This window comes from Paenibacillus sp. Paensp111 (assembly GCF_059492195.1).
On sequence record NZ_CP168527.1, the window covers coordinates 2272278 to 2298139 of the forward strand.

Sequence of the window (25862 nt, forward strand, 5' to 3'; positions counted from 1 at the left end):
AACCAAATGACGAATATCATGAGAGAGGTGTCTATTTAAAATGGAAACGAATCAACCTACGAAAGTAACCGTGCAAGCTATCATTCAAGCCCCTGTCGAAAAGGTTTGGCGCTATTGGACCGAGCCGGATCACATCACGAAGTGGAATCAAGCTTCTGAGGACTGGCATGCGCCGAGAGCCGACAACAATCTGCGGGTCGGCGGCAAGTTTCAGACACGGATGGAAGCGAAGGATGGCAGCATGGGCTTTGATTTTGGCGGCGTCTACGATGTCGTGAACCAGCATGAGGCGATTGGCTACACCATGGAAGACGGAAGAAGAGTGGATATTGCTTTCGTTGATCAAGGGAATGAGACTAAGGTCATTGAAACGTTCGACGCGGAAAGCTCAAATCCCGTCGAGTTCCAGCAAGCAGGATGGCAAGCGATCATGGACAATTTTAAATCCTATACCGAACAAAACTAGTCATCGCGAAGAAGACGCCGGGGGAGATACCCGGCGTCTTTCTTTTTGAACCCTAGTAAGAACGTGCTTCCGTTAGCTTTAAGCTTGTGTCCCATCCATGTTCATGTAGTTAATTGCCCACAGATGACCGTCCATGTCTACGAAGCCCCAATGATACATGGATCCATGATCTTCAGGTTCAGCGTGTAATTTCCCGCCTAAAGAGAGTGCGGTATTCACGATTTCATCGACCTTTTCCCGGCTCTCGAAGGCCAATGCGATCGTCATCTGCGCATACTTACTCGTATCGACGGATTCCTTCTCCGTGAGCGTATTAAAGAATGCATGATTGATCAGCATGACCTGCAGGTTGTCGCCGATCATAATGGCTACCGAATTCTCGTTGTCGGGGAATTGCGGGTTGAGCTCGAATCCGAGTCCAGTGAAGAATGCTTTCGATTGTTTTACGTTTTTTACTGGTAGGTTGAAGCTTGTGAATAAGGACATTAGTGCCATCTTCAAAACACCTCTTCGTTAAATTTTGTGTTCATTTATAACTTCGTTTATATAGACGATCGACGATCCGGGAATTAATCGGTCTTATGGATTCGGAAGCTAAATTTAGAAACGAAAATTGACTTTCGCTTCTGCAGGTGCATCTTTGTCATAGGCACAGCCAATCATTATGATTAGAAATTTGGAATTGTTTGGTATCTGCGGCTCGATTACGATATAAATGTAGCAAGGCTACATAATAAATTTAGAGGAGAGATGTATCATGGCAAAAGGAGTATTTTATCACGCGGGTTGTCCGGTTTGTGTAGAGGCAGAGCAAGTATTTCTGGAATACCTGGATCCGTCGAAGGTGGAGGTAGAGGTCGTACATCTGGGTACCGACCGTTCTCGGATCGAGGAGGCAGAGCAGGCTGGGGTGAAATCAGTTCCGGCAATCGTGATCAATCAGGTAGTTTACCACATCAATTATGGTGCGAGCTTGGACGCTGTAAAAGGAAGCTAATTAGGGGAAGGGGCTGCCCAGTGCGGCTTCTTTCCGCTTTTATCAAAGTCATTGTACAATTTCTTGCTAACGAGAGGCATGATGCCGGATGTTCTTCCATGCAGCTGACCGGGAAAAGCAGCCCTCCGCCCGGGTAAGTATGACACTATTTCGCGTAAGCCAGTCTGTGAAGAAAATTACTCAGATGGATAGCGATGCAGAGGGATTAAGTCCGGTACAGGTGCATGCGCTGTTCTTTGCCGGGCAAACCAGAGAGGACATGGCTACGGTTGGGCATTTCGCCAAGGCGATCGGCGCAAGCCATGTCACCGCTGTGAAGATCGTGAATGGGCTGGTGGTGAAGGGAATGCTTGACAAGATGCAGCACCCGGGTGACCGGCGGAGCACGATCATTCGCTTGACAGCGGCAGGCAAGCAGCAGATGGTGGCACTCGAACGGTGGGGGGAAGCGTTAGAGCGTACGATCGCTTCATTACCTACAGAAGCTCTTTCTATGCTGGAATTGGGGCTGGGAGCTGTCATTTCAGCCTTGCAGAGGGAGGGCTACTTGACGGTCGCGGAACCCTGTAGAGGCTGCGCCAACTTTCGGCCGAACACTGGAAGCGATGATAAGCCGCACTATTGTACGGCGCTGCAACGTTACTTGTCACACGAAGCCTCATTGAAGGAGTGTCCGGAGTACCAATAGCCGACTACCTAGGCTCTATAAGCGGTGCCGATTCTCTCCAGGAAGACCCTGCTCGCCGCGCATAAAAACTTGTGCTTCCGGTATACCATCCCAACCTCAAGCTGGAAACCGTCCTGTCCGAAAGGAGTGGCGGTAACTCCACTATAATGACTTTCTTGCAACAGACTGGAAGGTACGATGGCCAAACCCAAGCCCTCGCGCACCATGGCGATAATTCCTTCCAGGCTGTCTATCTCCATAGCTGGTGCGATCTCGGTCTCTGTTAACTCGCAAGCCTTTAGGATGATACGGCGAAGGAAGGGCTCTGCCGGTAATAGGCACGGGAAGCTGGCTATGGCACTAAGGGGCGGGGCATCCTCGTTCGCTAACGGGTGCTGCAGGGGAGTAATCAGCACAAGGCGTTCGGTGAGAAGCGGAATGCACTCAAGCTGATCCCGCTGGGCATGCTCAGGCTGAAGATAACAGAGCCCGACATCGATAAGATTCTCAAGCACGGCATCATAGATTTCTTCGCTTGATAGGTTGCGAACGGTCACTTTGATCGACGGGAACTCCCGGTGAAAGGCTGTAAGCACACTCGGAAGCTTGGCTGTGGCAAGCGTGGATAAGGCTCCGATATCCATTGAACCCCTTTGCAGCCCTTGCAGTGAACGAATGGCGACTCTGGCTTGCTGAAGTTCATGCATAATATGATAGCAATGCTGCAAAAGGATCGCTCCCGCTTCGGTGAGAGCGGTCTTTTTGCCTATACGGTCAAAGAGTGGAGTACCGAATTCGTCCTCAAGCAGCCGGATTTGCTGGCTGAGCGACGGCTGTGTAATACCAACTCTTTCTGCGGCGCGAGTGAAGTGCAGCTCCTCCGCAAGCGCGGTGAAATACTCCATATGTCTAAATTCCATTTCTTCCCTCCAAACGGTAATTAGTTCCATTGTAAGCTTGAGTGGTAGCGATGACAATATCACACTTGACGGGATGGACGGAAATGTCGAGGGAATAGAACATGGACTTAACGAAGATTTAACATCTCCTATCGTACAATGAAACTATCCAGAACGAAGAAGGAGGCGACAAGATGAACGCCATTATTTATTGCGTAGGTGCTGTGATTGTGCTGGTTGCAGGAATTATTTATTTCGTTCGCAAGAAAAGATCATAAAGGACATGCTCTAGACTAGTGAATTCAATCACAGATCTATCGGACATGTTGCCAGAGAGCTTTGGCAATTCAACGGAGTTGTTATAATCGCTTTTAGTACACATGAAGGGAGTTATTTACAATGGAGCGTCAAGAAGTGCAACAGAAGCGCAAAGGTATTTTCTGGATTGCAGTTTCTTTTCTCATATGTCCGTGCCACTTGCCATTTACCCTAACTTTGGGACTCAGCATGCTTGGGGGTTCGGCAATGGGCGTAATGCTCCGGGAGCATCTTATCCTCGCTGGCGTGGTGGTGACGCTTGTCTGGGGGGGAGGAACCTGGTACGGATTCCGCAAGCTGCGTACAGCGACCTGTAGCATCCCTGTTAAGAAGTCATCCAGCATGCTAAAATAGAAAAATATTCAAATTGCTCGACAAGGGGGGTGGGGATGATACGGATTTTACTGGTAGAGGATGAAGTAGATATGGCGCAGGCGCTGGCCAAGGGCTTGCGTCGGGAAGGGTATGCGGTTGATATTGCAGAGGATGGTGCGGTAGGGTGGGAGATGGCAGAAGTGACTCGCTACAATCTTGTGCTGCTGGATCTTAATCTTCCTGTAATGGATGGCTTCGAGGTCTGCAAGAGACTCCGACAATCACAACCCCGTCTTTCTATCATCATGTTAACTGCTCGTCACGATTCGTATAACATTATCAATGGGCTTGACATAGGGGCAGACGATTATATCGGAAAGCCCTTTCATTACCATGAGTTGCTGGCCCGGATTCGCGTGCAACTACGGCGGGAAACTCCACTTAAGGTTTCTCGCCTTGCTTATCGCGATCTGTTACTGGACTCGGCTGCTCGAACTGTCATGCAAGCGGGGAGGTACTTGCCGCTGACCCGCAAGGAATTTGCGATCTTGGAATATATGTTATTGAACGCAGAGGCAACGATATCAGCGGAAACTTTACTTGAGCACATCTGGGATGCCCATGCCGACCCGTTTACTACGACCGTACGTGTTCATATCAATTCATTACGCCGGAAGCTTGCCGCCGGAAGACTTGCCGATCATACGGAACCCTATATAATAACGGTGCAAGGTGAGGGATATCGTCTGCATTCAGGGGCTAATGTTGAGGCGGTGTGCTTCGAATGAAGAGATACCGCCTCTCTTTGCGTACTCGATTAGCACTCTACACCACCTCCGTTCTTATGATGCTATGTTTGATTTTTGCCGGTTTGCTTGCTATCTTTTCTCACTCCACCCAGATCTTGTCGAACATGCTGTTCAGCTTTGCTTTCACTGTAATTGCGGGGATGGTTAGCTCGTATTGGGTCTCAGGGCTTGCTTTAAGACCTGTTCGCGAAATGAGCGAAGCAGTTGCCGTAATCGATAGCCGTACCCTTCATACCCGGTTACGTTTGGAAGAATGGGAAGAAGAACTGCGCGACCTCGGCCTGTCATTCAACTCCATGCTGGATCGGTTAGAGGTTGCATTCCGTCAACAAAGCCGATTCATTAGCGATGCGTCGCACGAGTTGCGCACTCCGTTGGCCATACTAAGAACGCAGCTGGATGTGCTTGTTCTATCTCCGGATGATCCTGCAGATAGGGAAGACTTCCGACTTGCTGCGGATCGTATGTTAAGCCGTCTGGAATCGCTTGTTGAGGACTTGCTTCTTTTGTCCGACGGCAGATATGCCCCCGGAGATGAAGAGACTTTCGATTTGCGGCAGTTGCTGCATGATATCATAGTGGAAATTAAACCGATCTCACGAACGCTTGGGGTTTCTATACGGCTGGAAGTCCTTTTGCAACAACCTACGATCAACGTGGTCGGCAGTCGACATCTATGGTTCCATGTTTTTCATAATGTGATCGAGAATGCAGTTCGCTACAACCGACAGGGCGGTGACGTCAACATTCTCTTAACTTCGGAGGCCGAGAACTTGGTAGTACGTGTGAAGGACACAGGCATAGGCATTCGTGCTCACCAGAGAGATCTCATTTTTGAACGGTTTTATCGAGTAGAATCATCGCGTAATCGCAACCAAGGCGGCTCGGGGCTCGGACTCTCCATCGCGAGGCATCTGGCCGAGATGATGGGTGGGCAATTGGAGTTAGAACACTCAGGCGAAAACGGGAGCAGATTCAGAATTACACTTAAATCATTTGCTAGGCCAGAACGAATATGACAATGGAGAAATCAGCACGGTTACGTGTCAGACGACAATAACATATTTCAACAGAAGTCGCATAAACTGCGGCTTTTTTATTTTATGCCATGGTCGATAACCCTGATGACCCTATAGAACTTGGTCGGATATTGCGATCTTTTGATCCTTGCATGTCCTGTGCGACGCATGTTCACCCGGAAGGGCATGCAATCAAAACATTCCAGAATATATCCCAATCTAACTGCCTATTTACTGGACATCGAGGTAAATGCTCAGGAATATTGTATAGGATTGGATGAGAGCGTTAGTTCCTGTTAGGATGACATTCATCAGCAAGTCTTGATGAGCGTGAACACTTTGTTGAATAACTGAGTTACCACAAGATGAATCATTCAGTTAAATCAAAGTATGGGGTTTCTTTTATAACTCTCTTTTCTTATGATGGAAACAGAGAAAATCTACTAAAACTGGTTCGATTATACGTATAATGTTTACTAGGTTACAAGTTCTCTTTTGCATGGATTCGTATATTTATATAGGAGGTTTCTGCATGGTGAAAGTACAAGAACGTCGGCATCTAGTCTTGATTGGCAACGGGATGGCGGGTATCAACACGGTGGAACAGATATTAAAACTGGCGCCGAGCACCTACAGGATCACCGTATTTGGGAGCGAGCCTTATCCCAACTACAATCGTATTCAGTTATCGTATGTCCTAGAGAAGAGTAAAGCAGTAGAAGACATCATTCTGAACGACTGGGATTGGTATTTAGAGAACGGAATAGAGTTATATACAGGAACGACTGTAACGCATATTGATACGCAGCAAAAACTCGTGAAGGCAGACAATGGTATGGAGGTTCCATATGACACCCTCATCATGGCTACCGGTTCCAACCCGTTTATACTTCCTGTTCCAGGAGCAGATAAAGAAGGAATTGTAGGTTTCAGAGATATCGCAGATTGCGAGAACATGCTGCGTGCAGCAGATCAGTACAAGAAGGCTGCTGTTATTGGCGGGGGCTTGCTTGGACTCGAGGCAGCCAAGGGGCTGCTTAAACTGGGGATGGATGTGACCGTGGTCCATCTGTTCGAGGAGATCATGGAACGCCAGCTCGATCATACCGCCTCACTGATGCTACAGGCAGAGCTGGAAAGCCAGGGTTTGAAATTTGCTACCGGCAAACAGACTGAGGAGTTCCTGGGAGATGATCGGGTCAGCGGTATTCGTTTTTCAGACGGAACAACGCTAGAAGCGGAATTCGTAGTCATGGCGGTGGGGATCAGGCCAAACACTGCATTAGCCAAGGAGAGCGGCATTGAGGTTAATCGCGGTATTCTCGTGGATGATTTTATGCGTACTTCAGTACCGGATATCTACGCGGTTGGGGAGTGTAACGAGCATCGCGGTATTAGCTATGGACTTGTAGCTCCGTTGTTTGAGCAGGGAGCGGTTCTTGCGAAGCATCTATGTGGAGTGGATACGAAGCCGTATGAAGGATCGGTGGTGTCTACTCAGCTCAAAATATCTGGCGTAGACGTGTTCTCCGCGGGTGAGTTTATGGATGCGGAAGGGCTGTCTATTGTACGGGTGCATGATGACTGGCGACGTATTTACAAAAAAGTGCTGCTGCGCAGCGGACGGATCGTCGGCGGTGTTCTGATCGGTGACGGAAAGGAATCCTCCAGACTACAGCAGTGGATTCGAACAGGCACCGTGATGACAGAAGCCATTCATAATGCGATTGTGGGACAAGCTTCGATCGAAACTGGGAATACAGCCGCAGATCTGGCGGATGAGGAAATCGTATGCGGTTGTAATGGTGTGACGAAGAAGCACATTGTGGATGCCATTAACGAAAAAGGATTAACCACGGTGGAAGAGATCAAGATAGCAACAAGTGCATCTCGTTCGTGTGGAGGCTGCCGACCTGTTGTTGAGCAGATTCTACAATATGTGCTAGGGGACAAATATGATTCAGCGGCGGCGAAACAGGAAGCAATCTGTTCCTGTACCACTCTGAGTAGAGATGAAGTCGTGACAGCAATCAAAGAAAAGGGGCTGATCACATCCAAGGAGGTAAGGTATGCGCTGGAATGGGATAACCCGGAGGGCTGTTCCAAATGTCGTCCTGCGCTGAACTACTATCTGGGAATGATCTGGCCGACTGAGCATGTGGACGAGAAGGATTCGCGTTTTGTGAATGAACGGATGCATGCGAACATCCAGAAGGACGGAACATTTGGTGTTGTGCCGCGGATGTACGGCGGGGTAACCACACCGGAGGACCTCAGACTCATTGCCGACATTGCCGTGAAATACAACATCAAGCTGGTTAAGGTAACTGGTGGTCAGCGGCTTGACCTGCTTGGGGTCAAGAAGGAGGACCTGCCGAAGATCTGGCAAGACCTAGGCATGCCATCAGGTTATGCGTATGCAAAGGCGCTGCGTACGGTGAAGACCTGTGTGGGATCGCAGTACTGCCGTTTTGGCACGAAAGATTCGATGGGTATGGGCATCACACTCGAGAAGAAGTTCGAGCGGTTAGATATGCCAGCCAAGTTCAAGCTTGCCGTTAACGGCTGCCCACGTAACTGTGCGGAGTCATCAACCAAGGATATTGGGATCGTCGGCAATGAGGGGGCTTGGGAGATTTACGTTGGCGGAAATGGCGGGATCAAAGCCCGGCTAGCTGAACTGCTGTGTAAGGTACGAACGGATGAAGAACTTCTGGAGATTGTCTCCGCGTTCATGCAGTATTACCGGGAGACAGGCAAATATCTGGAGCGGACCTCGGAATGGATCGAAAGGATGGGACTTAAATCCGTCACCGAAGCTGTAGTCAATGATCTTGATAACCGCAGGGCTTTGGCTGAGCGAATGGAGGTCGCTCTGGCGCAGGTGAAGGAACCTTGGAGTGAAATCCTGAATAATTCAAATTTAAGGGAACGGATGTTTGAAGACATCAGTGTCTCTACGAAACAGGACTAGGATCAGGAAGGGGCGGGCTGCAAGATGGAACCGATATTGAACAAAGATGAATACACGTATTACCTAGTTGGCAATATAGATGATTTCACGGAGAGACTGGGACGGGTTGTGCACTTGGGTAAGGAAGAGATTGCGGTATTCAAGACAACGGACGGACAAATCTATGCACTTGAGAATAAAAGCCCTGGGCCGCGTGGAGGCACGATTGCAGAAGGAATTATATCCGGGGAGGTCCTGTTCGACCCGATCTGTGATTGGAAAATTTCGTTGACGGATGGTCAGGTGCTTGATCCTGATAAGGGACAGGTTCGGACTTATCCGGTTCATGTTGTCGGAAACGAGGTACAAGTTGGATTACTTAAGAATGGGGGAGAGCCGTTCCATGAGTAAAGACCTTCAGAACAAAAAAATTGTCATTGCCGGGTCGCAAAAGACAGAAGAAATGGCTGAGATTATTGAACGAAGAGGTGGGGTCCCCCTTGTCCGGTCACTTCAGGGATTAACGTATTCTGATCCGGTTGAAGTGGAAGAGGATGTAAAGCGTTTTATCAAACATGGGGCAGACTGGTTTATTTTCACGACAGGTATTGGATTTGAAGCCATGATTCACGCTGCGGAGAGGCTTAACGCTGTCTCTGAATTCGAAGAGAGATTGAAAGAAACCAAGATTGCCTGCCGCGGTTACAAAACAAACGCCTTTTTAAAGAAATCTGGTATTCATCCGGTCGTATGTGATGACGATGGAACGATTGCCAGCATGATCGAAAAGCTTGAGGTATTTGATTTTACCGATCAAAAGGTGTGGATTCAGCTTCATGGAGAGCTGTCGTCACAGTTATACCAGTTCATCAAAAGCAAGGGCAGCATGGAGGTTCAGGCTATACTGCCTTATCATTATCAAGCTCCTGAGCAGGAGACGCTTGCATCGATTATGAATGAACTGATTCAGCGGGAAGTGGATGCCGTTTGTTTCACGACAAGAGTTCAAGTCGGATATTTATTTGATTATGCGAGAGAACATGGACGTGAAGAAGAGTTGAAATCCGTCTTTGAACAGGATGTACTAGCTGCTGCTGTCGGCAAAGTAACGGCTGAAGCGCTTCGAGATAGAGGGATCAACCGGATTATTGTGCCGGAGAAAGAACGAATGGGTGCTTTAATCGTGGAAATCGTGCAATATTATGAAGGTCAGCAAAGTGGAGTAAAAGTAGATTAAAAGCGGAGAACGCAAACATATAGAGTAAAGATAGGAATACAAGGGCTGTCCCACTAATCACTTCATAAGAAGAAATCACTTTATGGAGGGATCATGATGAAATTGATAAACAAAGTTACAGCTGTTATTCTGCTGAGTATTTTGCTAACGATGGCACTGACGGGCTGTCAGTCCAATGATGCCAAGTCGCCAGAAGCGACGCAGGAATCGGCTGAAAAAAACACGATGAACGATCAGGCCAATGGCAAAGGAGCATCAAATTCTACTGCGCCTGCTTCAGAAAATTCGGAAGGAAAGAGTGCTGAAGCTATTAAGGAAGGTTCGATACAGAAGGAAGGCAATGCGGTGCTGAAGGAGCTTGCTTTTGTCTATAACAAGCACACCATTGCGATTTCGGATACAGCAAATGAAGATCAGATGGAACAGATGCTGGGCAAACCGGGTAACCTGAAATCTCATACGTACAGTGCCGACGATGGAACAAACATGGATACGTTAATCGGTTTTACAGAAAAGGTTTATACGTATCCTGGTCTGGAAATTAAAACAATCAGTATACCGGAGGGGAAACAAGACTCCATCTTTCATATTGAAATTACAGATCCTAAGTACGAGACAGTGCGAAACATTAAAGCAGGAGATAGCCTGGATACACTAAAAAATGCATACCCTGAGGGGAAACTGCTTGGTGATGGAGCCTCTAATCAGGAGGATGACTTCCGTTACGAGCCATCTAATAATGTTGATGTGATGTCGTTTCATATCAAGGATTCCATGGTGGAGAGCATTCAGATCTACAGTCTGCTGGACTAATACTTAGTAATTGATGTTGATAATGTTAATACCTGTCCCGGGATAGGGGCAGGTATTTTCTCGTATATATATTTACGCATTAACGATGATCATAAAATGTCGTGGGACAAGAACTTGTACCGATTGCCGAAATGAACAAGAACATGGTCCGATTACCGATTAGATAAATATCTAACTGAAATTTACAGCTATTTCATTGAGCTAAAGGGCAGATTAGCGTGATACTTCAAAAGGAAATGTATATGGTCGAAACGAATATAGATCACATAAATTACAATGTATGAGATGGGGATGCTCTATGAGTATTATTGTAAGAGACTGCACTATGGAAGACATTGACGATATCGCTTTCTTAATGGGTGAATTAGGCTACCCAACAAGTTATGAGGATATGAAAGGACGCTTCAAAAATATCTCTTCTGATTCAAGCTATTGTACATTGCTTGCAGAAGTCAAAGGTAAAGTTGTTGGAATGGTTGGTCTACAAAAATCCTACATTTATGAGAAAACTGGCATTAATGTGTATATCGTTGCCATGGTGGTACACAGTGATTTTAGAGGTAATGGGATTGGAAAACACTTGCTTTCAGAAGCTGAGAATTGGGCAATGAATCAAGGGGCAGTATCAATGTCTCTCAATAGTGGTAATCGTTCAGAACGAGAAGCAGCTCACCTATTTTACCAACGATTTGGGTTTACTCCAAAAAGCACTGGCTTTATTAAAATCATCGTGTGAGCCGCTGAACTAACGGGAAACGATAGTGTAGGAGTTGTATTTGTTGCGACTCCTTTTTGGTTTATTGAAGTAATGGGCAGGTTTGCATAATCACTTCACGAATAATGAATATATATGGTTTCGTGTTTAATCACTGCGAATACGGATGGAGGCTATTGATGTGAAGGCAATTGATAAACTCGTATTACTGATATTAGCTGTTTCGGTCATCGTTTCGATTGTAGGTTATGTACAACTCAATAATTCAGTTTTGTGGGGGAACCAGAAATTAAGCGACTATATAAGGGTGGAAATGGGGGGCAGTATGGACACTAATCAAGCCAATATATTTTTGCAAAATTTTATTGAACAATTTAAATGGAGTGGAAGCATACTGTTAGCTCTTGGTGGGATTACATGTATCATTTGTATCTTTACTTTATTGTTTAATAATCGCTCAAGATTAAGCTAACGGGATACTTTAGTTTAACTCTTCCAGGAGCAGTATGCCATGCCTCGGCAGCTGTTCTTTTTGTCGTTAAGCTATTAGGCAGATTACGCTGAATTGATATGTTATAATTTGGCTTAAAGGACCGATATATGGGCTGTAATGCATGTAATCTGCACAATAAGTTTAATCCTTTTTGAGGAGTTGACCAAGATTAACAGACGCCTACTTCAAATTGCTACAGCAGTCCTAGCTTGCGTGCCTACGGCCACTGGCCTGTTGGCCATGACTGGTCTAGATGATCCTCTTTACAGTACGCTGCAATTACCGCGGAACGCTACCCTCGACAGCAACCTTCGATTTTACGCCGGAGTCTGGCTTGGGCTAGGTGCAGCCGCCTTCTGGTTGCTTCCGCGAATCGAACGCGAAACGGTGTTATTTCGCTTCCTATGGCTGATGATTTTCATCGGCGGCATTGGACGTCTATTATCGCTGGCGCTGGCTGGTATGCCGCTCCCACCCTATATTGGCTTTACTATTCTAGAAGTAATAGGAGCACCTCTGTTCATCTGGTGGCAGTCACGAGTAGCCCATGCCGCAATCAAAAGTTGAATGGAATTGCTTATTAGAGAGCGACAGGATAATGCAATAGCGACGGGACCTAGCCCAATAGTTCTTTGGCTCCGTTCATCACTAAGTGCATGGTCTGTTTAACGAATGATTCAGCAGTTATTTGCCGCCCCTCGTTGTTCCAAGCATAAGCTGCCCCATACATCCCCCAACTTAACATGATGGAAGCAGTAGTTATTATTAATTGCGCGTTTGGACTTGAAAGTATCCTGTCTTTGTTTATAAAGGAGAGGAGTATAGTTTGAATTTTTTCCTTTATTTGAATTTCGAATACAGGTCCAAGCGATTTATAGCTTCTTTTACACAAGGTGCTCAGATCCTTGTGAAAATCGCATACTGCCAGAAAAACACTCTCAATGGTTTCTTCATTTAATACCTCATGACAACTTATTCTGCGAGTTATTATCGACATAAAAGACTCATTTATCTTGGATTCTAGGATTGCATATTTATCTGTAAAGTGCGCATAAAAAGTCGCTCTATTTACAGTAGCCTTCTCTGTGATATCCCTAACGGTTATCGATTCAAAGTCTTTTTCATTAATCAATGAAGTAAAAGCATCTTGTAAGAGTTGACGTGTACGTTTCACCCGAGGATCATTTTCATTTTTTGGTATTGTCATATATTAAGTCCTCCTAATGAAACAACATTATCGAAATGATGTTGTCTAAACAACATTTTAATAAAATTGATGATTGTGACCTCTCAACTATTATTATAACTTATAAATACAACAGCTGTTGTCTAAACAACCTAAGTTGGATACTGACTTTTACATTGACAGACCCATGTTCTAAGAGGAGGAGAGAACCTTGTCCGATTCACAACCGACGCAGATACTGGAGCGACAACTTTTTTTCGATACTATTCGAGAACGCCGATCGGTTCGCGGCTATAATTCCGAGGTCAAGATTTCGCGAGACGAATTGATCGAAATATTGCAGCAAGCCACGCTGGCTCCCTCAGCCGCCAACCTGCAGCCATGGCGGTTTCTTGTTATCGACTCTCCGGATCTGAAGCAAAGACTGCTTCCGATCACATTCAATCAACAACAAGTAGTCGAAGCATCTGCTATCATCGCCGTTCTTGGGGATTTGGAGAACATCCGGATGGCCGAGAAAATTTACAGCATGGCTGTCGATGCGGGTTTTATGCCTGCGGATACGGCTAAATCGTTTGTCGACCGCTATACCGGCATGTATTCAAGCATGTCGCCCGAGGAGGTCCGCCAAATCGTTTATACCGACAGCGGGCTAGTATCGATGCAACTCATGCTTGTTGCCCGAGCAAGAGGATACGATACGGTACCAATGGGCGGTTATGACAAACAAAAGTTCGTGAAAGCTTTCGGCATATCAGAGCAGTACGTTCCGATTATGCTGATCGCCATCGGCAAGGCGGCGAAGCCCGGTCATCCGACGGTGAGGCTGCCAATCGATGATGTAGCTTTCTTCAACGAAATGCATAAGGCTTAAGAAAATGCAAAATAACTTTCGCATCCGCATATGCAAAGGCAATTAATAAATCGGCTGTAGTCCGAGACTTTATTTTTCCAGTCCTAGTGCGCCGCTGTTTCTTTTTTAGGGTCATAACCGGGAGTGACTCATAGGTACCTACTTCTTGGTTTTTGCTAGAACAGGGCTATTGACATCAATAGCATAAGCATTACAAATAGTATATCGCATGCTGGCATTGCTATAACATTTGGCTTAGTAGTGATGGCGCTGATATATACCTTCGGGCACATTTCGGGAGCTCATTTTAATCCTGCAGTGACGCTAGGTTTTTTATATCGCAGGGAAATTTCAATGCGAGAAAGTCTTTCTTATGTTCTCACGTAATGTATTTCTGCCCTAGCTGCGAGTGGCACATTATATCTCCTATTTGGTAACATCGCTAATTTAGGAGCCACTTTACCACGATCTGGTGATGGGCAGTCTTTCACTCTGGAGTTTATTCTAACCTTTGTGCTTATGATGGTGATTTTAGGTTCTGCGGTTCATGCTAAAGCGGTGAAAGGTTTTGCTGGCTTAGCGATAGAAGGAACAGTAGGGTTAATGGCTATGTTTGCAGGCCCGATTTGCGGAGCCTCTATGAATCCGGCACGATCTTTAGGTCCAGCTATCATATCCGGGAATCTGCAGCATCTGTGGATATACTTATTAGCCACTATTCTTGGTGCAGTTGTTGCCTCCGGAGTGTATGGGATACTTCACGAGTAGACATAGTTAGTCACTCATATATATTTAATAATGTGATAATAGTTAATGAGATATCTGCAAATGAGAGTTAATCTTTCAAGAAGATCGTTGATATCTACATTAGAATCAGGAGGAGTTATTATGTTTTTGACTCGAAAGGTACAAGACGGAGATTGGGAAGCGATTAAATCGATTTATGAGGAAGGCATTCAGACCGGGAATGCAACTTTCGAGACAAATGCTCCTTCTAAGGAACAATGGTTTTCTAGCCACAATATAGATTGTAGCATTGTTTGTTTGGATGATGGAGAGGTCGTAGGGTGGGCTTCACTGAGCTCTGTATCATCACGTTGTGTCTACGCCGGTGTTGAAGAAGACAGCATTTATATAAAAGCGTCTGCACGTGGAAAGGGCATTGATACTTCTGGGCCAACTTGTAGAATTATCGGAGAAGAATGGGTTTTGGACAATTCAAGACCGGAATCAATAAAAAGAAAGGTAATGTAGTCAAATTAAACATATGTACAAAATACGGGTTTTGTGAAGAAGTAGTTAAATGAAGGATCTACGATTAGTAGTTTCTTCATTTATTCACTATTTTCAGTTTTATTACGCTTATTTGATTTTCCAACTTAAATCATCAATGCTCCGCTCCGTATCTTAGCTCCCAGGATAAAGTTCATAAATCTTGGAGACCAAGTCCTCTGAATTGGTATGGAACATTTCATTTGTATCGGTCCAGGCAGATCTCAGAAAGTACGATGCATGGAACCGCCAACCTTGATGAGTCGGATTAAATTCCATTTGGAGTTCGCGTCCTGGCCGCCCCTGGTAATGTCTGGAACCCGGTCTGCGCCAGCTGCCAATTTGAGTGATTTTATCGGGATTCTGACCTGTTATATATGTAAATCTTTGATTGTATGGGATATCCCTCAAAAAAAACTTTGGACATCCTACAGCAAATATCTGAGTTTGCTGAATGCCATACTCTTTTTCCAGGTACAGCCCAGTACGGTAAGCAATCACACCTCCGGCACTATGCCCGACTAGAATAAGATGTTCTGCGCCAGCTAACTGCTCGCGAATGATTTGCCCTGCCTGCCTAACCCTCTTAGATAAATCCCGTACGAGATCATAGCTTACCTTAGCAAGCTGACGGGCCAGCAGTCCGTATAAATTGGCACCTAAAGTACCATTTGCAGTTCCATACGGGAAAATGACGATAATCTTGGCATTACGATATTTTTTGGCTATCTCGCTGGCCGCATCCTCGAAATTATCCAAATATGTCAGTACACCCGCAAAAAAGCAAACTACCGTACTACACTCTGTCGTACATGTGCTGCTGGGGGATACATATGCTTCGATCATGATTGACAGCCCCCTTCTCTGCTTAGGCTCTAAGATTAGTTCCCTCTTCTCTATATATGGCGCCCGCTCATGTCCCTATACAGTATAGGCATAGATATTCCTCCCTATAATTTAAGGCAAGAAATGAAAAATGAATCTTCTAATACGCCCTCTCCAGTCATCTAATTTGACCAAATAATTATAGCTTATCCGGCGGCATAATGAATAATTTTCCTCCTCTGTCTAACAATATGAAATATAGGGAGGCTGATGCTTCATGTGTCAACGTTATTCCATGGCGGCAGAGCTGCCTGAGGTTCAGGAGCATTTTCAGATTGAACGTATGATGTATTACTACAAGAACCGCTATAACATTAGTCCAACTCAGCATACCCCCGTGGTGCTGCAGCAGAACGGCGAGCGTATTCTTGATGAGTATCGTTGGGGCTTCATCCCCTATTGGGGTAAGGATGCGATTAACGCAGATCTCCGTAATGTGCACAAGAATCCAAGCTACCGCAGAATGGTAGACAAGCAGCGCTGCGTGATTCCCTGCAATGGATTGTACTATTGGAAAAATGAAGGAAAAAAGGCTCATCCCGTCCGGGTAATCTTGAACAACCGGGGGATGTTCGGCATTGCCGGACTTTATGAAATATGGCGGGATACGCGCGGAGAGCCGTTCCGGACATGCACCTTGGTTATGACAGAAGCCAACCCGTTAATTGAAGAGTTCGAGAACCGTATGCCAGCGATCTTGTCCACGGATGACATGGCCCACTGGCTCGATGAAGAGACGAACGATCTAGATGCGCTGGATCTAATATTGAAGCCTCATGCCGCTGAGGAAATGCATGCCTACGCAGTAACGCCCCTGATTGACAACAATGAACATGATTCCGCTGAATGTATACAGGAAATGGATCTGGTTCGTGCCTGGGTGAAGCGGTGAATTCAACATTATTGCTGCAGCACATACAGGACCATTCCCGGATCGATTAGATTCCGAAAATGGTCCTGTATTAGTTCATACAATGATCTACTTCCTCAGGGCTATGAACAAGCGATTTGCGCTGCCAGGCCCTGCCCTTCCAGCGGAACCACAGCAGAATACCTCGCAGCCATTCATCTGCAATGAACGCTGCCCACACTCCGTAAAGACCATAGCCGCAATATACTCCGAGCAGGTATGTTAGCGGCACACTAAATGCCCATGTCACGGCAATAGACACCATCATCGGATATTTCACATCCCCTGCTGCCTGCAGAGAACGCTCAAGAATAATGTTGAAATTCCGGCCAGGCTCAAGAATGAAGCTCAGCACCAGCAAAGCTCCACCGAGTGAGACAATACCGGCGTCTCCAGTAAACAGTCGCAGCAGCGGCTCTCTGAAGAGGACCATAACCGTAACGGCTGCTAGTGTAATGAACTGGCTGCGGATCAGGTTGCCGAAGACCTGTTTATAAGCGGCATCCCTCTTGCCGGCCCCGATCATGTGCCCGACGATAATTTGCCCGCCTCGGCCAAGCGAGATTGCCAGAATCATCACGAAGAACATAATATTTTGCGTGTATATCTTCGTTGCAAGCATCGAAGCGCCAAGTGCTGAGATGAAGGCAGTGGTGACGAATTGATTGGCTGAATAGGACAGCGAAACAGCGGATGAAGGCAGACCCACCCTCAGCACCTTCTCCACATGGTCTCGACGCCAGTAGATCACTTGTTTCCAGCAGATTTGTACTTTGGCACGATGACGCAGCAAATACAGGTTGATAAGTAATCCGATGAACTGGGCAGTTGCTGTTGAGATAGCTACACCCACTACACCAAGCTTCGGGAATCCGCCCGGACCATAGATCACCATATAATTCCCCATGATGTTCAGCACATTCATACCGAGGGACACCAGCATCGTCTGCTTCGTATAACCATGGGATTGAATCATGGCAGTTACAACAGATAACAGAGCCTGGATAATCAACGCTCCACCAGCAACCACAAGGTAGCTCTCTGCCTGCTGCATGAGGCCGATCTCCAGGTGAAAGATGCCCAGCAGCGGCCCGCTAAATAGCATGACCAGCAGACTGACGAAGGTGCCGAACAGAAAGTTAAGCCCTAACGATGAGCCTGCCAGCTGACCAATCTCATGCGTGCGGCGTGCACCCAGGTACTGGGAGATCACAACAGCCGAACCCAGAGCTACAAAGTTAAACAGCAACACACCAAAAGAGATAATCTGATTAGCTACTCCTACGGCTGCTACTGCGTCATCAGACAATTTGCTTAGCATAAAAGTATCTGAAGTTCTGAGGAGCATCTGCAGTGCCAGCTCAATGAATATAGGCCATGTGATGGCAAAAAGGGACCGAGTCCCCAGCGACGCATGATCCAGCGCTGGCTTCCGGTCCATTATAGGCTGTACGCCTTTATCATTTTGGCCAGTCCATATTCTGCTGTCTGGACAGCGCTTCGGCTGCCATAGTCTTCCCGAAACAGCTCAAGCGACAGAAAGCCGTTATACCCGGCCTGATGCAGTTTGTCGGCAAAGTCAACCGATGGCAGCACGCCGTCTCCAGGGAATACTCGGTCCTGATCTCCTATCAGGTCTCTCGGCGGATTGGATGGATAATCATTAACATGAACGATACCAATTTGTTCACCGGAAATGGCTGCCAAGGAGGACAGCTCGCTACCCCCGGTATACATGTGAAACGGATCAAGCAGGATTTGCGTCTTCTCAACACCGCTCGCCTGCGCCACATATAACGCATCGCTTACACAGTTTAGCTGCTTAGCCCGGCCCCAGAATTCAAGATAGGGCTGAACGCCAAGCGCCCGTGCAATTTCCGCCAGTTCCGCATACGCTTCGGCAATTTGGTCAAGCTGCATCCCTTCTACGTCGCCATAAGGCGGAGCCGCTGCGGCATGACAGCCGACCGCGGCCAGAATATCCAGCTCCCGTCTTGCCTGCTTAAGACCTTCACTCCGGGACATTGGGTCACGATCCGCCCATGCCCAGAAGGCAATTGCATTCACCACTTCAATACCGCTATCCGAGATAAATCGTCTTAATTCGCGAAGACTCCCGCCTTCTGCCATGTAATCTTCGATATCTCTGACCCACAGCTCGATTCCTTGATAGCCTGCCTTGGCTGCAGTATGGATCTGCTCCTTCACACCTAGTGCAAAGGGGATCAGCGTAGATGTATTTAATGCAGGTTTGAAAGGAAACATTGTATCGCCTTCTTTTCTCGTTACTCTATATCCAGGTTTGATCTTCTCATATCAAGGAGAAAACTCCACTGTCCGCTGTTCACGGTGACTCTGCATACCCAGCTCAATGATTCGAATCGCCATACGAGCCTGTTCTGGCTGAACGGCAAGCTCAGCTGTCCCTGTAATATCCTCATAAATATTCTGATAGAATGCCTGATAGGAACCCGGCAGGGTACGGACATTACCCCGGCATTTCAGACCCCCGCGGCTGGTGTGCAGAACTCCCCACATCGATTCCGGTTCCTCTCCATATCCTGGCATCCCGGGAGTCATTCCCCTGAGCAGCTGATTTTCCTGGGGATCTTCACCATACTTGACGAATGCCCCTTCCGTGCCATATAGACGGTACCGGGAAGCGGGTTCTATTGCCATAAGGGAAGACTTTAAGCTTACCTTCAAGCCATTCCCGTATCCGAGTGACAGGTCGAAATAATCATATGCCTTCGCATGTTCCCGCTCGGTGCGCAGCTCCGCTCGAACAGATTGAGGCATCCCGAACAAGGTAAGAGCCTGGTCGATCAGATGGACACCGAGGTCATAGAACGTACCCGATCCCTCCTCGCCCGCATCCCGCCACCGCTCAGGATCCGCCTTGGGACTGAAGCGGTCCCAGCGCAGCTCCGCTTCGGTTATGCGGCCGAGCAGCCCTTGTGATACGACTTCCTTCAGAGTAAGGAAGTCGCCGTCCCAGCGGCGGTTATGGAATACGCTGAGCACTTTGTTCTGCCGGCGAGCCAGGTCAATCAGCTCATCTGCTTCCTTGGTCGTGGTTGTGAAAGGCTTCTCTACGACAACATGCTTGCCGGCTAGCAGAGCCTGCCTGGTGATCTCGTAATGGTTCGTACTGGGAGTGGTGATTACAACCAGGTCAATCTCTTCATCACCATAGAGTGCGGAGATATCCTTGACTGCCTGCACGCCGGGATATTCCTTCTCACAGGAACTTCCACTCCGCTGAACAATCTTGGTAAGGGCAAGGCCCTGAACCGAGCTGATAATAGGCGCATGAAAAGTACGTGCGGCGAAGCCATATCCCACAATGCCTACATTTAAGGTTTTTGACATGATAGCCTCCTTGTCTAAGCTATAAGCCCCGTACCCTACTTGACCCACACATTGAACAATATGCGATTCACCGGATACAGCGCCTCGGTTTCTTTGACGGGAACCAGATTCCGGTACACTGGATTGTTGTGTTTACGTCGGTAAGCGGATGCGGTGATTCCCTTTACATTTTTGAATAACCGGCTAAAATAGTTCTCGTCGTTGAACCCAACACGGTAAGCCACTTCCTTAATGCTCCATTCTTCATATAACAGCAGCTGGCAGGCCCGCTCAATACGCCGCTGGATAATCGTCTCCCTAGGCGTTCGCCCGAGATACTGCATGAACGAACGTGTAAAATGCTCATGTGACCAGCCGCTGCGGTTCGCGAGCATTTCTACGGAGAGGGTCTCCTCAATATGTTCGTCGATATAATCCAGCGCCTTTACGATTTGTGACGGCAGACGCTTGATTTGGGCCCGCTGCGGGTCGTCATAGATTTGACCGTTCAGTTCGGTCAGTAGGGTGAGCAGCATGGAGCTTCCCCGCTCCTGCAAGCGGTCCGGATAGGCATAAGCAATATATAAAATTTGCTTCATCATCAGGGCCAGCAGCTGATCGTCCGCCGGAATGCAGCTGGGCCCGTCTGGCCTAAGCATCGGAAGAAGCTCCAGAAGCTGTTCCTCACCGGGCAGGCCGAAATGGAGGAATAAATGCCGGGCAGGCTGCTGATTGTCGTACTCATAGGCATGTATCTCTCCCGGTCGGGTAATCACAAAGCTCGGTTCGTCCAAGGTATAGGCTTGATCTTTAATGCGGTAGATACTACGCGAAGCATCGGGAAAATACAGCAGCTCATAATCCTCAATCGTACGCGGACCGAGTCCTGATCCCGCTTTTTTGGCGATGTCACCTGCAATATGAATCATCGGAAGCTGAACAGGGGCCGATGCTGTACCTTTTACCGTATGATGAATAATGCCCATTGAACCCCCTCCTTCAGCTACTGAAGCTTATTGTCTATCAAGTCCATTGCCTTTAGATTACGATAGCTGATCTCAAGACTCTCCAGCGGGTTACGTCTGGACTGATCCTGCTCCACTACCAGCCACTGGGTACCCACCTGCTCAGCCGTCTGTGCAATTGCCCTGAAGTCCAGAATCCCTTCACCAATCTCGGCAAAAAAGGCCTCCTCCCCGTTCTCCATATCCTTAATATGCAGGAGCGGGCACCGGTTCTGGAGCTTACTCAGGTAGGCAACCGGATCGGCTCCGCCGCGCTTGACCCAGTATGTATCCAGTTCGAGCATGACGAGTTCGGGATCTGTCTCTCTAAGGAGAATATCCAGTGCATATTCCCCTTCGAACTGCTGAAATTCCCAGTCATGATTATGGTACAGAAACTGTACATTACGATTGCGAAATTGCTCACCTATCGTATTGAGCTTGGCTGCCTTGGCAACAACATCCTCCTTGGAGTCGAACCGCAGTGAGATCGCTGCGTATCTCCCTCCGTTCACCTCGTCCAGATAATCCGCAATGTCATCCGGATCAAAATCAAAGCTGTCGAATCCCGTATGCGTCCCGATGACCTGTAATCCAATACGGTCAAGAAGGGCCTTCTGCTCGCTGATGGATATGCCCTCCGGCGGCCGTCCCAGCTCAATGCCGCGATATCCGATCTCTGCAATTCTCTCAAGCGTACCTGTATAATCCTGGGCGAGCTGTTCGCGAACAGTATAGGGCTGAACCGCTATAGGAAACTTTTTCATAGTCAGCACTCCTTCATTCTACTAGTCTTGTATTTGAGGGCAGTTAATCTAACAGATAATGCTTCAGACCCATCGGCAAAGGCGCGGGGCGTTCAATGGAAGGCTGAAGATGTATATGACGCTCCGACTCCGAGGATTCGAACACGCTGAGTGAAATATCCAGTATATGTCTTGCCAACTGGCCGCTTGCCCGGTTCGGCCTGCCTTTCAAGATGGCGTAAGCCATGTCTGCAACTCCCATTCCGCGCCCCTCTTCAGCATAGGGGTGGGTATGCGGGATCTCTTGAGTCTTGCCATTCGGAAAATGAATGGAGACGGTTCCTCCGAAGAAGTTCGGGTCAGGTACATATAGAATTCCTTCGGTGCCGTAAACCTCCATCCGCGGCGAGTAGCCGAACGATTCCTTGGCCGCTTGAAGGCTACCTACAGCCCCATTTGCGAAGTCAAGTACCGCCGTCACGTTCGTCGGCGCCTCAATCGGGACCGTCTCTCCATAAGCCGGGGATTTGGGATTATTGACGATGATCTCCCGATGCAGCTGCTGTGCCGAACCGGTCACCCGGCTTACGGGTCCAAGCAGAGCAACCATAGCCGTCAAGTAGTAAGGACCCATATCCATAATCGGGTCGCCTCCGAGCTTCAAGAAGTTGCGAAAGTTCGGATGCATACCGTTCGAAGCATTCCCCATAATAATGGTAGCGCTTGCAGCATACGGGACTCCAATCCAGCCATCATCGATTAATTTGATACAGGTCTGTATCCCGGCTCCGAGGAAGGTATCTGGTGCACAGCCAACAAGAAGACCCTTGGATTCGGCAAGTGCAATGACTTCATCTGCATCCTCACGGGACAAGGCAAAAGGCTTCTCCGTATATACATGCTTCCCGGCTTCCAGCGCTCTTAGATTCAGCGGTGCATGAGCAGCAGGGGCGGTCAGATTCAAGACGATTTCAATTTCCGGATCGGCCAGCAGTTCGTCGACCGTATACACCTGCGGCACCTGGAATTCTTCAGCCCGCTGGCGTGCGAGCTCAGGGACCAGGTCGGCAACCGCTTTCACTTCAATAATATGGTCGAGCATAGTTGTAAGATTCTTAAGGTAAATATGACTGATCACTCCGGTGCCAATGACACCAACCTTGATTCTGCGCACGGTCTCATCCTTCTTTCGATTGAATTTGGGCGTGAACCCATTATCACCGATTGAGGATAACAACTCAATGGACTGCAGCTGACTAAAACTGGACTAACTTGATCTGTCTCACCATTTTTCAGGATTAATTGATTTATATATATCATATCAAAATTAATTTGTCGGCTGGGGAAAAATAGCTTACGATTGAGAAATAGAAAACGTATACATTAAAGGGGGAATAGACAGTGGATTCTATTATTTTCTGGATGGTGATCATCCTCTTGTTTGTTTTACTGATCTTGCTCAATAACAAGCATATCCTATCCGCCCCGCTGAGGGATAATGATAAGAGGCTGCGTGCATTAGTGGATAAGCTGGAGTCTGGGCAATCTTCCGCTACGGATCTCACCGAGTGGGAACGCGGTTTGGATTACTTGGAGACTCGTCCGAGTGAGTTCAACAAGCTGGAAATGGAAATAAGAATAAGGGCCAAGTTCGCATCCTATCTGGAGCGGCATTACCCAAATGACCCTAGACTGCCTGATCTTCAGGAAATAGCAAGTCACCCGAAGGATACGATTTGGGGAATGAAGATCAATATGTGGAATAAAAAATAACACAAGGGCTCTTAAGAGCCCTTTTTCATCTGCCATCTGGGTACCCGTGCTGCTCTCTATAATTCTTCCTCTCCTCTGTAAAATCCCACCATTGTTTACTGGAGCTTGGGTCGTTGGCATAATGAATAACTAGCCGAAATTGGTCTTCCACACAGGGATCGATAGTTACCCCGCATAATTGTTCCAGTTCTTCGAATAGCAGAGCTCCTTCCTTGTCTCTCAAGTCCTCAAGCGAATAATATCCTAGTTGAACGAGATCCTCAGCAAACTTCGGTCCTATGGAAGGAATGCTCTGGAATTCGGATAAAGCCCTGAGCTCTTTTGTCCTTTGTTCTGAAATGCTTAATATAGAGCTTAAATGCTGTGCACTGTAATTAATGATTTCGCTTATTTTTATTTGGTTCTTTCTTAAGACTGCTCTCTCTTGCATGTTCAAATTTAGTTTTGGCGCTTTATTCTTTGTCACTGATGGGAGCTCCTTTCAATAGACAATTGGCATTATGTATATAATCTTTAAAAATGAATCCTTTAAATCGAATATTCTATGAATGTATACAAATATAAGCCCGAGTTCATCGGGCTTATATCATAGAATTATTATATAGTATTCAATTCCTGTTCTACAAAATCAAACCTGAATAAACAGGCTGAATTCCTGGCCATTCTTAACTGGCTCCTCAGCCATCGTGTATCCATGCTTGACGACTTCCTCCGGTACATTCCGGAACGCGGACGGACAGTCAGAAATCACCTGCAGCGTCTGGCCTTTGCTCATCTCACGCAGGGTTTCGAGCGTGTAAATGACAGGATAAGGGCAAGATTCTCCCCGGATATCAAGTGTTAAATCAACGGACATCGGTGGTACCTCCTTTTTTGAATCCCTCGCCAAAACGGTAGTTCTTGTGCCAATAGGCAGCAATCGCGTACATGGCTCCGAGAACGAGCAGAGTTGCTATTATTGCACCCGCCGGACCCATAACCTTAATCAGGTTAATGGGTGATCCGCTCTTCACAAGCAGATTGAAGATTCCCATATGATCCCAAGCATAAGCCAACGCGGTGGCTCCAATAATGTTGCCGATGAATACGGGCAGGAAGACAATCTGTCCTTCCATGAGCCGGTACATCATCCCCGTCTCGCAGCCGCCGGCCATGACGATCCCGAGTCCGAACAGGATTCCGCCGATCAGGGTGCTTGGCGCGGCAATTTTCGTAATCGGGTCCATGCCATATACAAGAATAATGATGAGCGTAGCAATAGAGCTGACAGCCATACCCAGGGTGATCGCCTTGGTCATTGTGGCCCGTCCGCTGATCCACAGATCGCGGAATGCGGAGGTGAAGCAGATTTGTCCTCGTTCGATAAGAATACCGAATGCGGCTCCGAATATCGCCGCCGTTCCGAGCATGGTGCGGCCTACCGCAAATAAATAGATAATGATTCCAACGTAGACAATGCCTAGAATAGCACCGATCAGCGGCTGCCGACTGCGGCGTGATTCAGCTGCCTGGACACCACCGCCTTTGTGCAGAACGGGCTTTCCTTTCCACCATTTGGTGCTGACCAGCTTGGCACCCAGGAAGGTTCCCGCCCCTGTGGCAACGATGAAGATCCAGGAATGAAGAGAGAACTGAGGAACGCCGGTAAAAAAAGCTGCAAGATTACAGCCCAGAGCCATCCGAGCTCCAAAGCCGGCAATGATCCCGCCTGCTAATCCCTGCACATACCGCCGTTTCTGTCTCGGGATGCGAATCTTGAAATTACCACTCAGCAGAATTGTAATGAGTGCTCCGATGAACATCCCCCATACGATCCAGCCATCGGTCCGCGTCAAGGTCGTTCCTTTCATATGAACGAGCTGGAAATAGGCCCAGTTCGATATATCCACCCCGAAGAACTCTAGAATATGACCTCCCAACCGGGTAAACTCACCAGTTACGGCCCATACCGTATTGGTGATCCCGAAGTACAATGCACTTAGAATCCCCGCAACAGCCATTACCAGATAGGGACTCCAATAGCTTCCAAACCAGGCCGAATATAACTTTTTCAATTGTACAATAACCCCTTATCCGTCTAGAGCATTTATTTCTACTCCATATTAAATTCCACGGAATCCATTTTACTATAAAATGAACCTGCCGGTAATATAAATTGTTATTCTTCCCCAGTTAAGAAGC

At 47.4% G+C, this 25862-nt stretch carries 31 protein-coding genes and 1 pseudogene; 19 read left to right on the forward strand and 13 right to left on the reverse strand.

Translation table 11 applies throughout. From position 1 onward, the window contains the following. Positions 1–40 precede the first annotated feature (40 nt). On the forward strand, positions 41–466 hold the full coding sequence (locus ACEN86_RS10590; protein ID WP_495630609.1) for an SRPBCC family protein: 426 nt from the start codon (positions 41–43) through the stop codon (positions 464–466). A gap of 78 nt (positions 467–544) precedes the next feature. Here ACEN86_RS10590 and ACEN86_RS10595 read toward each other — a convergent pair whose 3' ends face one another. Beyond that, a complete protein-coding gene (locus ACEN86_RS10595) occupies positions 545–961 on the reverse strand; it encodes a VOC family protein (protein WP_495630610.1) in 417 nt (138 codons plus the stop codon). A 262-nt stretch (positions 962–1223) separates the two neighbouring features. On the opposite strand from ACEN86_RS10595, the gene ACEN86_RS10600 reads away from it, so the two are divergent. Both ACEN86_RS10600 and ACEN86_RS10605 read left to right on the forward strand, forming a co-directional pair. Beyond that, complete coding sequence (locus tag ACEN86_RS10600) at positions 1224–1463, forward strand: glutaredoxin family protein (RefSeq protein ID WP_495630611.1); 240 nt, start codon at positions 1224–1226, stop codon at positions 1461–1463. An 88-nt stretch (positions 1464–1551) separates the two neighbouring features. Beyond that, positions 1552–2151 (forward strand): MarR family winged helix-turn-helix transcriptional regulator, encoded by a 600-nt coding sequence (locus ACEN86_RS10605; protein ID WP_495630612.1) that lies wholly within the window; start codon positions 1552–1554, stop codon positions 2149–2151. Between the two features lie 8 nt (positions 2152–2159). Here the strand turns inward: ACEN86_RS10605 and ACEN86_RS10610 are convergent, their stop codons facing one another. Further along, entirely contained in the window at positions 2160–3050 is an 891-nt protein-coding gene (locus ACEN86_RS10610; protein ID WP_495630613.1) for a LysR family transcriptional regulator, read from the reverse strand. A gap of 378 nt (positions 3051–3428) precedes the next feature. Here ACEN86_RS10610 and ACEN86_RS10615 point away from each other — a divergent pair, with 378 nt between their 5' ends. From ACEN86_RS10615 to ACEN86_RS10665, 11 genes are all read left to right on the forward strand, one after another. Then, complete coding sequence (locus ACEN86_RS10615) at positions 3429–3701, forward strand: hypothetical protein (protein WP_495630614.1); 273 nt, start codon at positions 3429–3431, stop codon at positions 3699–3701. Positions 3702–3736: 35 nt separating this feature from the next. Then, positions 3737–4450: a response regulator transcription factor gene (locus tag ACEN86_RS10620; protein WP_495630615.1), complete on the forward strand. Its 714-nt coding sequence runs from the start codon at positions 3737–3739 to the stop codon at positions 4448–4450. Then, positions 4447–5490, forward strand: a complete 1044-nt coding sequence (locus ACEN86_RS10625) for a sensor histidine kinase (protein WP_495630616.1) — start codon at positions 4447–4449, stop codon at positions 5488–5490. The genes ACEN86_RS10620 and ACEN86_RS10625 overlap by 4 nt, the downstream gene beginning before the upstream one ends. A gap of 89 nt (positions 5491–5579) precedes the next feature. Then, a complete protein-coding gene (locus tag ACEN86_RS10630) occupies positions 5580–5771 on the forward strand; it encodes a nickel-dependent hydrogenase large subunit (RefSeq protein WP_495630617.1) in 192 nt (63 codons plus the stop codon). A 251-nt stretch (positions 5772–6022) separates the two neighbouring features. After that, positions 6023–8464 (forward strand): nitrite reductase large subunit NirB, encoded by a 2442-nt coding sequence (gene nirB / locus ACEN86_RS10635; protein WP_495630618.1) that lies wholly within the window; start codon positions 6023–6025, stop codon positions 8462–8464. A 24-nt stretch (positions 8465–8488) separates the two neighbouring features. Then, positions 8489–8854: a nitrite reductase (NAD(P)H) small subunit gene (locus ACEN86_RS10640; RefSeq protein WP_495630619.1), complete on the forward strand. Its 366-nt coding sequence runs from the start codon at positions 8489–8491 to the stop codon at positions 8852–8854. Continuing rightward, entirely contained in the window at positions 8847–9680 is an 834-nt protein-coding gene (locus ACEN86_RS10645; protein WP_495630620.1) for a uroporphyrinogen-III synthase, read from the forward strand. Before ACEN86_RS10640 ends, ACEN86_RS10645 begins: the two co-directional genes overlap by 8 nt. A gap of 93 nt (positions 9681–9773) precedes the next feature. After that, entirely contained in the window at positions 9774–10493 is a 720-nt protein-coding gene (locus tag ACEN86_RS10650; RefSeq protein ID WP_495630621.1) for a hypothetical protein, read from the forward strand. A gap of 298 nt (positions 10494–10791) precedes the next feature. Beyond that, complete coding sequence (locus ACEN86_RS10655; protein WP_495630622.1) at positions 10792–11229, forward strand: GNAT family N-acetyltransferase; 438 nt, start codon at positions 10792–10794, stop codon at positions 11227–11229. A gap of 160 nt (positions 11230–11389) precedes the next feature. After that, on the forward strand, positions 11390–11680 hold the full coding sequence (locus ACEN86_RS10660) for a hypothetical protein (RefSeq protein ID WP_495630623.1): 291 nt from the start codon (positions 11390–11392) through the stop codon (positions 11678–11680). A 138-nt stretch (positions 11681–11818) separates the two neighbouring features. After that, positions 11819–12268, forward strand: a complete 450-nt coding sequence (locus ACEN86_RS10665; RefSeq protein WP_495630624.1) for a DUF4345 domain-containing protein — start codon at positions 11819–11821, stop codon at positions 12266–12268. Between the two features lie 49 nt (positions 12269–12317). Here ACEN86_RS10665 and ACEN86_RS10670 read toward each other — a convergent pair whose 3' ends face one another. Further along, positions 12318–12908 (reverse strand): TetR/AcrR family transcriptional regulator, encoded by a 591-nt coding sequence (locus ACEN86_RS10670; RefSeq protein WP_495630625.1) that lies wholly within the window; start codon positions 12906–12908, stop codon positions 12318–12320. 190 nt (positions 12909–13098) lie between these two features. Between ACEN86_RS10670 and ACEN86_RS10675 the strand changes: the two genes are divergently transcribed. The 3 genes and pseudogenes from ACEN86_RS10675 to ACEN86_RS10685 all read left to right on the forward strand — a co-directional run bounded on the left by ACEN86_RS10675 (position 13099) and on the right by ACEN86_RS10685 (position 14994). Continuing rightward, entirely contained in the window at positions 13099–13761 is a 663-nt protein-coding gene (locus ACEN86_RS10675) for a nitroreductase family protein (protein ID WP_495630626.1), read from the forward strand. 243 nt (positions 13762–14004) lie between these two features. Next, positions 14005–14508: pseudogene (locus tag ACEN86_RS10680) on the forward strand (MIP/aquaporin family protein). Between the two features lie 120 nt (positions 14509–14628). Continuing rightward, a complete protein-coding gene (locus ACEN86_RS10685) occupies positions 14629–14994 on the forward strand; it encodes a GNAT family N-acetyltransferase (protein ID WP_495630627.1) in 366 nt (121 codons plus the stop codon). Positions 14995–15147: 153 nt separating this feature from the next. Here the strand turns inward: ACEN86_RS10685 and ACEN86_RS10690 are convergent, their stop codons facing one another. Further along, positions 15148–15858, reverse strand: coding sequence for an alpha/beta hydrolase (locus ACEN86_RS10690; RefSeq protein WP_495630628.1), 711 nt, complete (start codon positions 15856–15858; stop codon positions 15148–15150). 256 nt (positions 15859–16114) lie between these two features. Between ACEN86_RS10690 and ACEN86_RS10695 the strand changes: the two genes are divergently transcribed. Next, on the forward strand, positions 16115–16789 hold the full coding sequence (locus ACEN86_RS10695) for an SOS response-associated peptidase (protein ID WP_495630629.1): 675 nt from the start codon (positions 16115–16117) through the stop codon (positions 16787–16789). Positions 16790–16859: 70 nt separating this feature from the next. Here the strand turns inward: ACEN86_RS10695 and ACEN86_RS10700 are convergent, their stop codons facing one another. From ACEN86_RS10700 to ACEN86_RS10725, 6 genes are read right to left on the reverse strand one after another with little or no spacing between them, the layout of a single operon-like run. Beyond that, complete coding sequence (locus tag ACEN86_RS10700; RefSeq protein ID WP_495630630.1) at positions 16860–18248, reverse strand: MATE family efflux transporter; 1389 nt, start codon at positions 18246–18248, stop codon at positions 16860–16862. Beyond that, positions 18248–19072 (reverse strand): sugar phosphate isomerase/epimerase family protein, encoded by an 825-nt coding sequence (locus ACEN86_RS10705; RefSeq protein ID WP_495630631.1) that lies wholly within the window; start codon positions 19070–19072, stop codon positions 18248–18250. Before ACEN86_RS10705 ends, ACEN86_RS10700 begins: the two co-directional genes overlap by 1 nt. Positions 19073–19123: 51 nt before the next feature. Further along, on the reverse strand, positions 19124–20179 hold the full coding sequence (locus tag ACEN86_RS10710) for an oxidoreductase (RefSeq protein ID WP_495630632.1): 1056 nt from the start codon (positions 20177–20179) through the stop codon (positions 19124–19126). 35 nt (positions 20180–20214) lie between these two features. Next, entirely contained in the window at positions 20215–21144 is a 930-nt protein-coding gene (locus tag ACEN86_RS10715; RefSeq protein WP_495630633.1) for an AraC family transcriptional regulator, read from the reverse strand. Positions 21145–21161: 17 nt separating this feature from the next. Beyond that, entirely contained in the window at positions 21162–21929 is a 768-nt protein-coding gene (locus ACEN86_RS10720) for a sugar phosphate isomerase/epimerase family protein (protein ID WP_495630634.1), read from the reverse strand. A gap of 43 nt (positions 21930–21972) precedes the next feature. After that, complete coding sequence (locus ACEN86_RS10725) at positions 21973–23082, reverse strand: Gfo/Idh/MocA family protein (RefSeq protein WP_495630635.1); 1110 nt, start codon at positions 23080–23082, stop codon at positions 21973–21975. 227 nt (positions 23083–23309) lie between these two features. On the opposite strand from ACEN86_RS10725, the gene ACEN86_RS10730 reads away from it, so the two are divergent. After that, positions 23310–23681, forward strand: coding sequence for a hypothetical protein (locus tag ACEN86_RS10730; protein ID WP_495630636.1), 372 nt, complete (start codon positions 23310–23312; stop codon positions 23679–23681). A 25-nt stretch (positions 23682–23706) separates the two neighbouring features. Here the strand turns inward: ACEN86_RS10730 and ACEN86_RS10735 are convergent, their stop codons facing one another. The 3 genes from ACEN86_RS10735 to yedE form a co-directional block, all read right to left on the reverse strand. Beyond that, the gene (locus ACEN86_RS10735) at positions 23707–24147 is read right to left on the reverse strand and encodes a helix-hairpin-helix domain-containing protein (RefSeq protein WP_495630637.1); all 441 of its coding nucleotides are present in this window, start codon (positions 24145–24147) and stop codon (positions 23707–23709) included. Positions 24148–24309: 162 nt separating this feature from the next. Then, complete coding sequence (yedF, locus tag ACEN86_RS10740) at positions 24310–24537, reverse strand: sulfurtransferase-like selenium metabolism protein YedF (RefSeq protein WP_495630638.1); 228 nt, start codon at positions 24535–24537, stop codon at positions 24310–24312. Then, positions 24527–25735 (reverse strand): selenium metabolism membrane protein YedE/FdhT, encoded by a 1209-nt coding sequence (yedE, locus tag ACEN86_RS10745; RefSeq protein WP_495630639.1) that lies wholly within the window; start codon positions 25733–25735, stop codon positions 24527–24529. Before yedE ends, yedF begins: the two co-directional genes overlap by 11 nt. Positions 25736–25862: the final 127 nt, after the last annotated feature.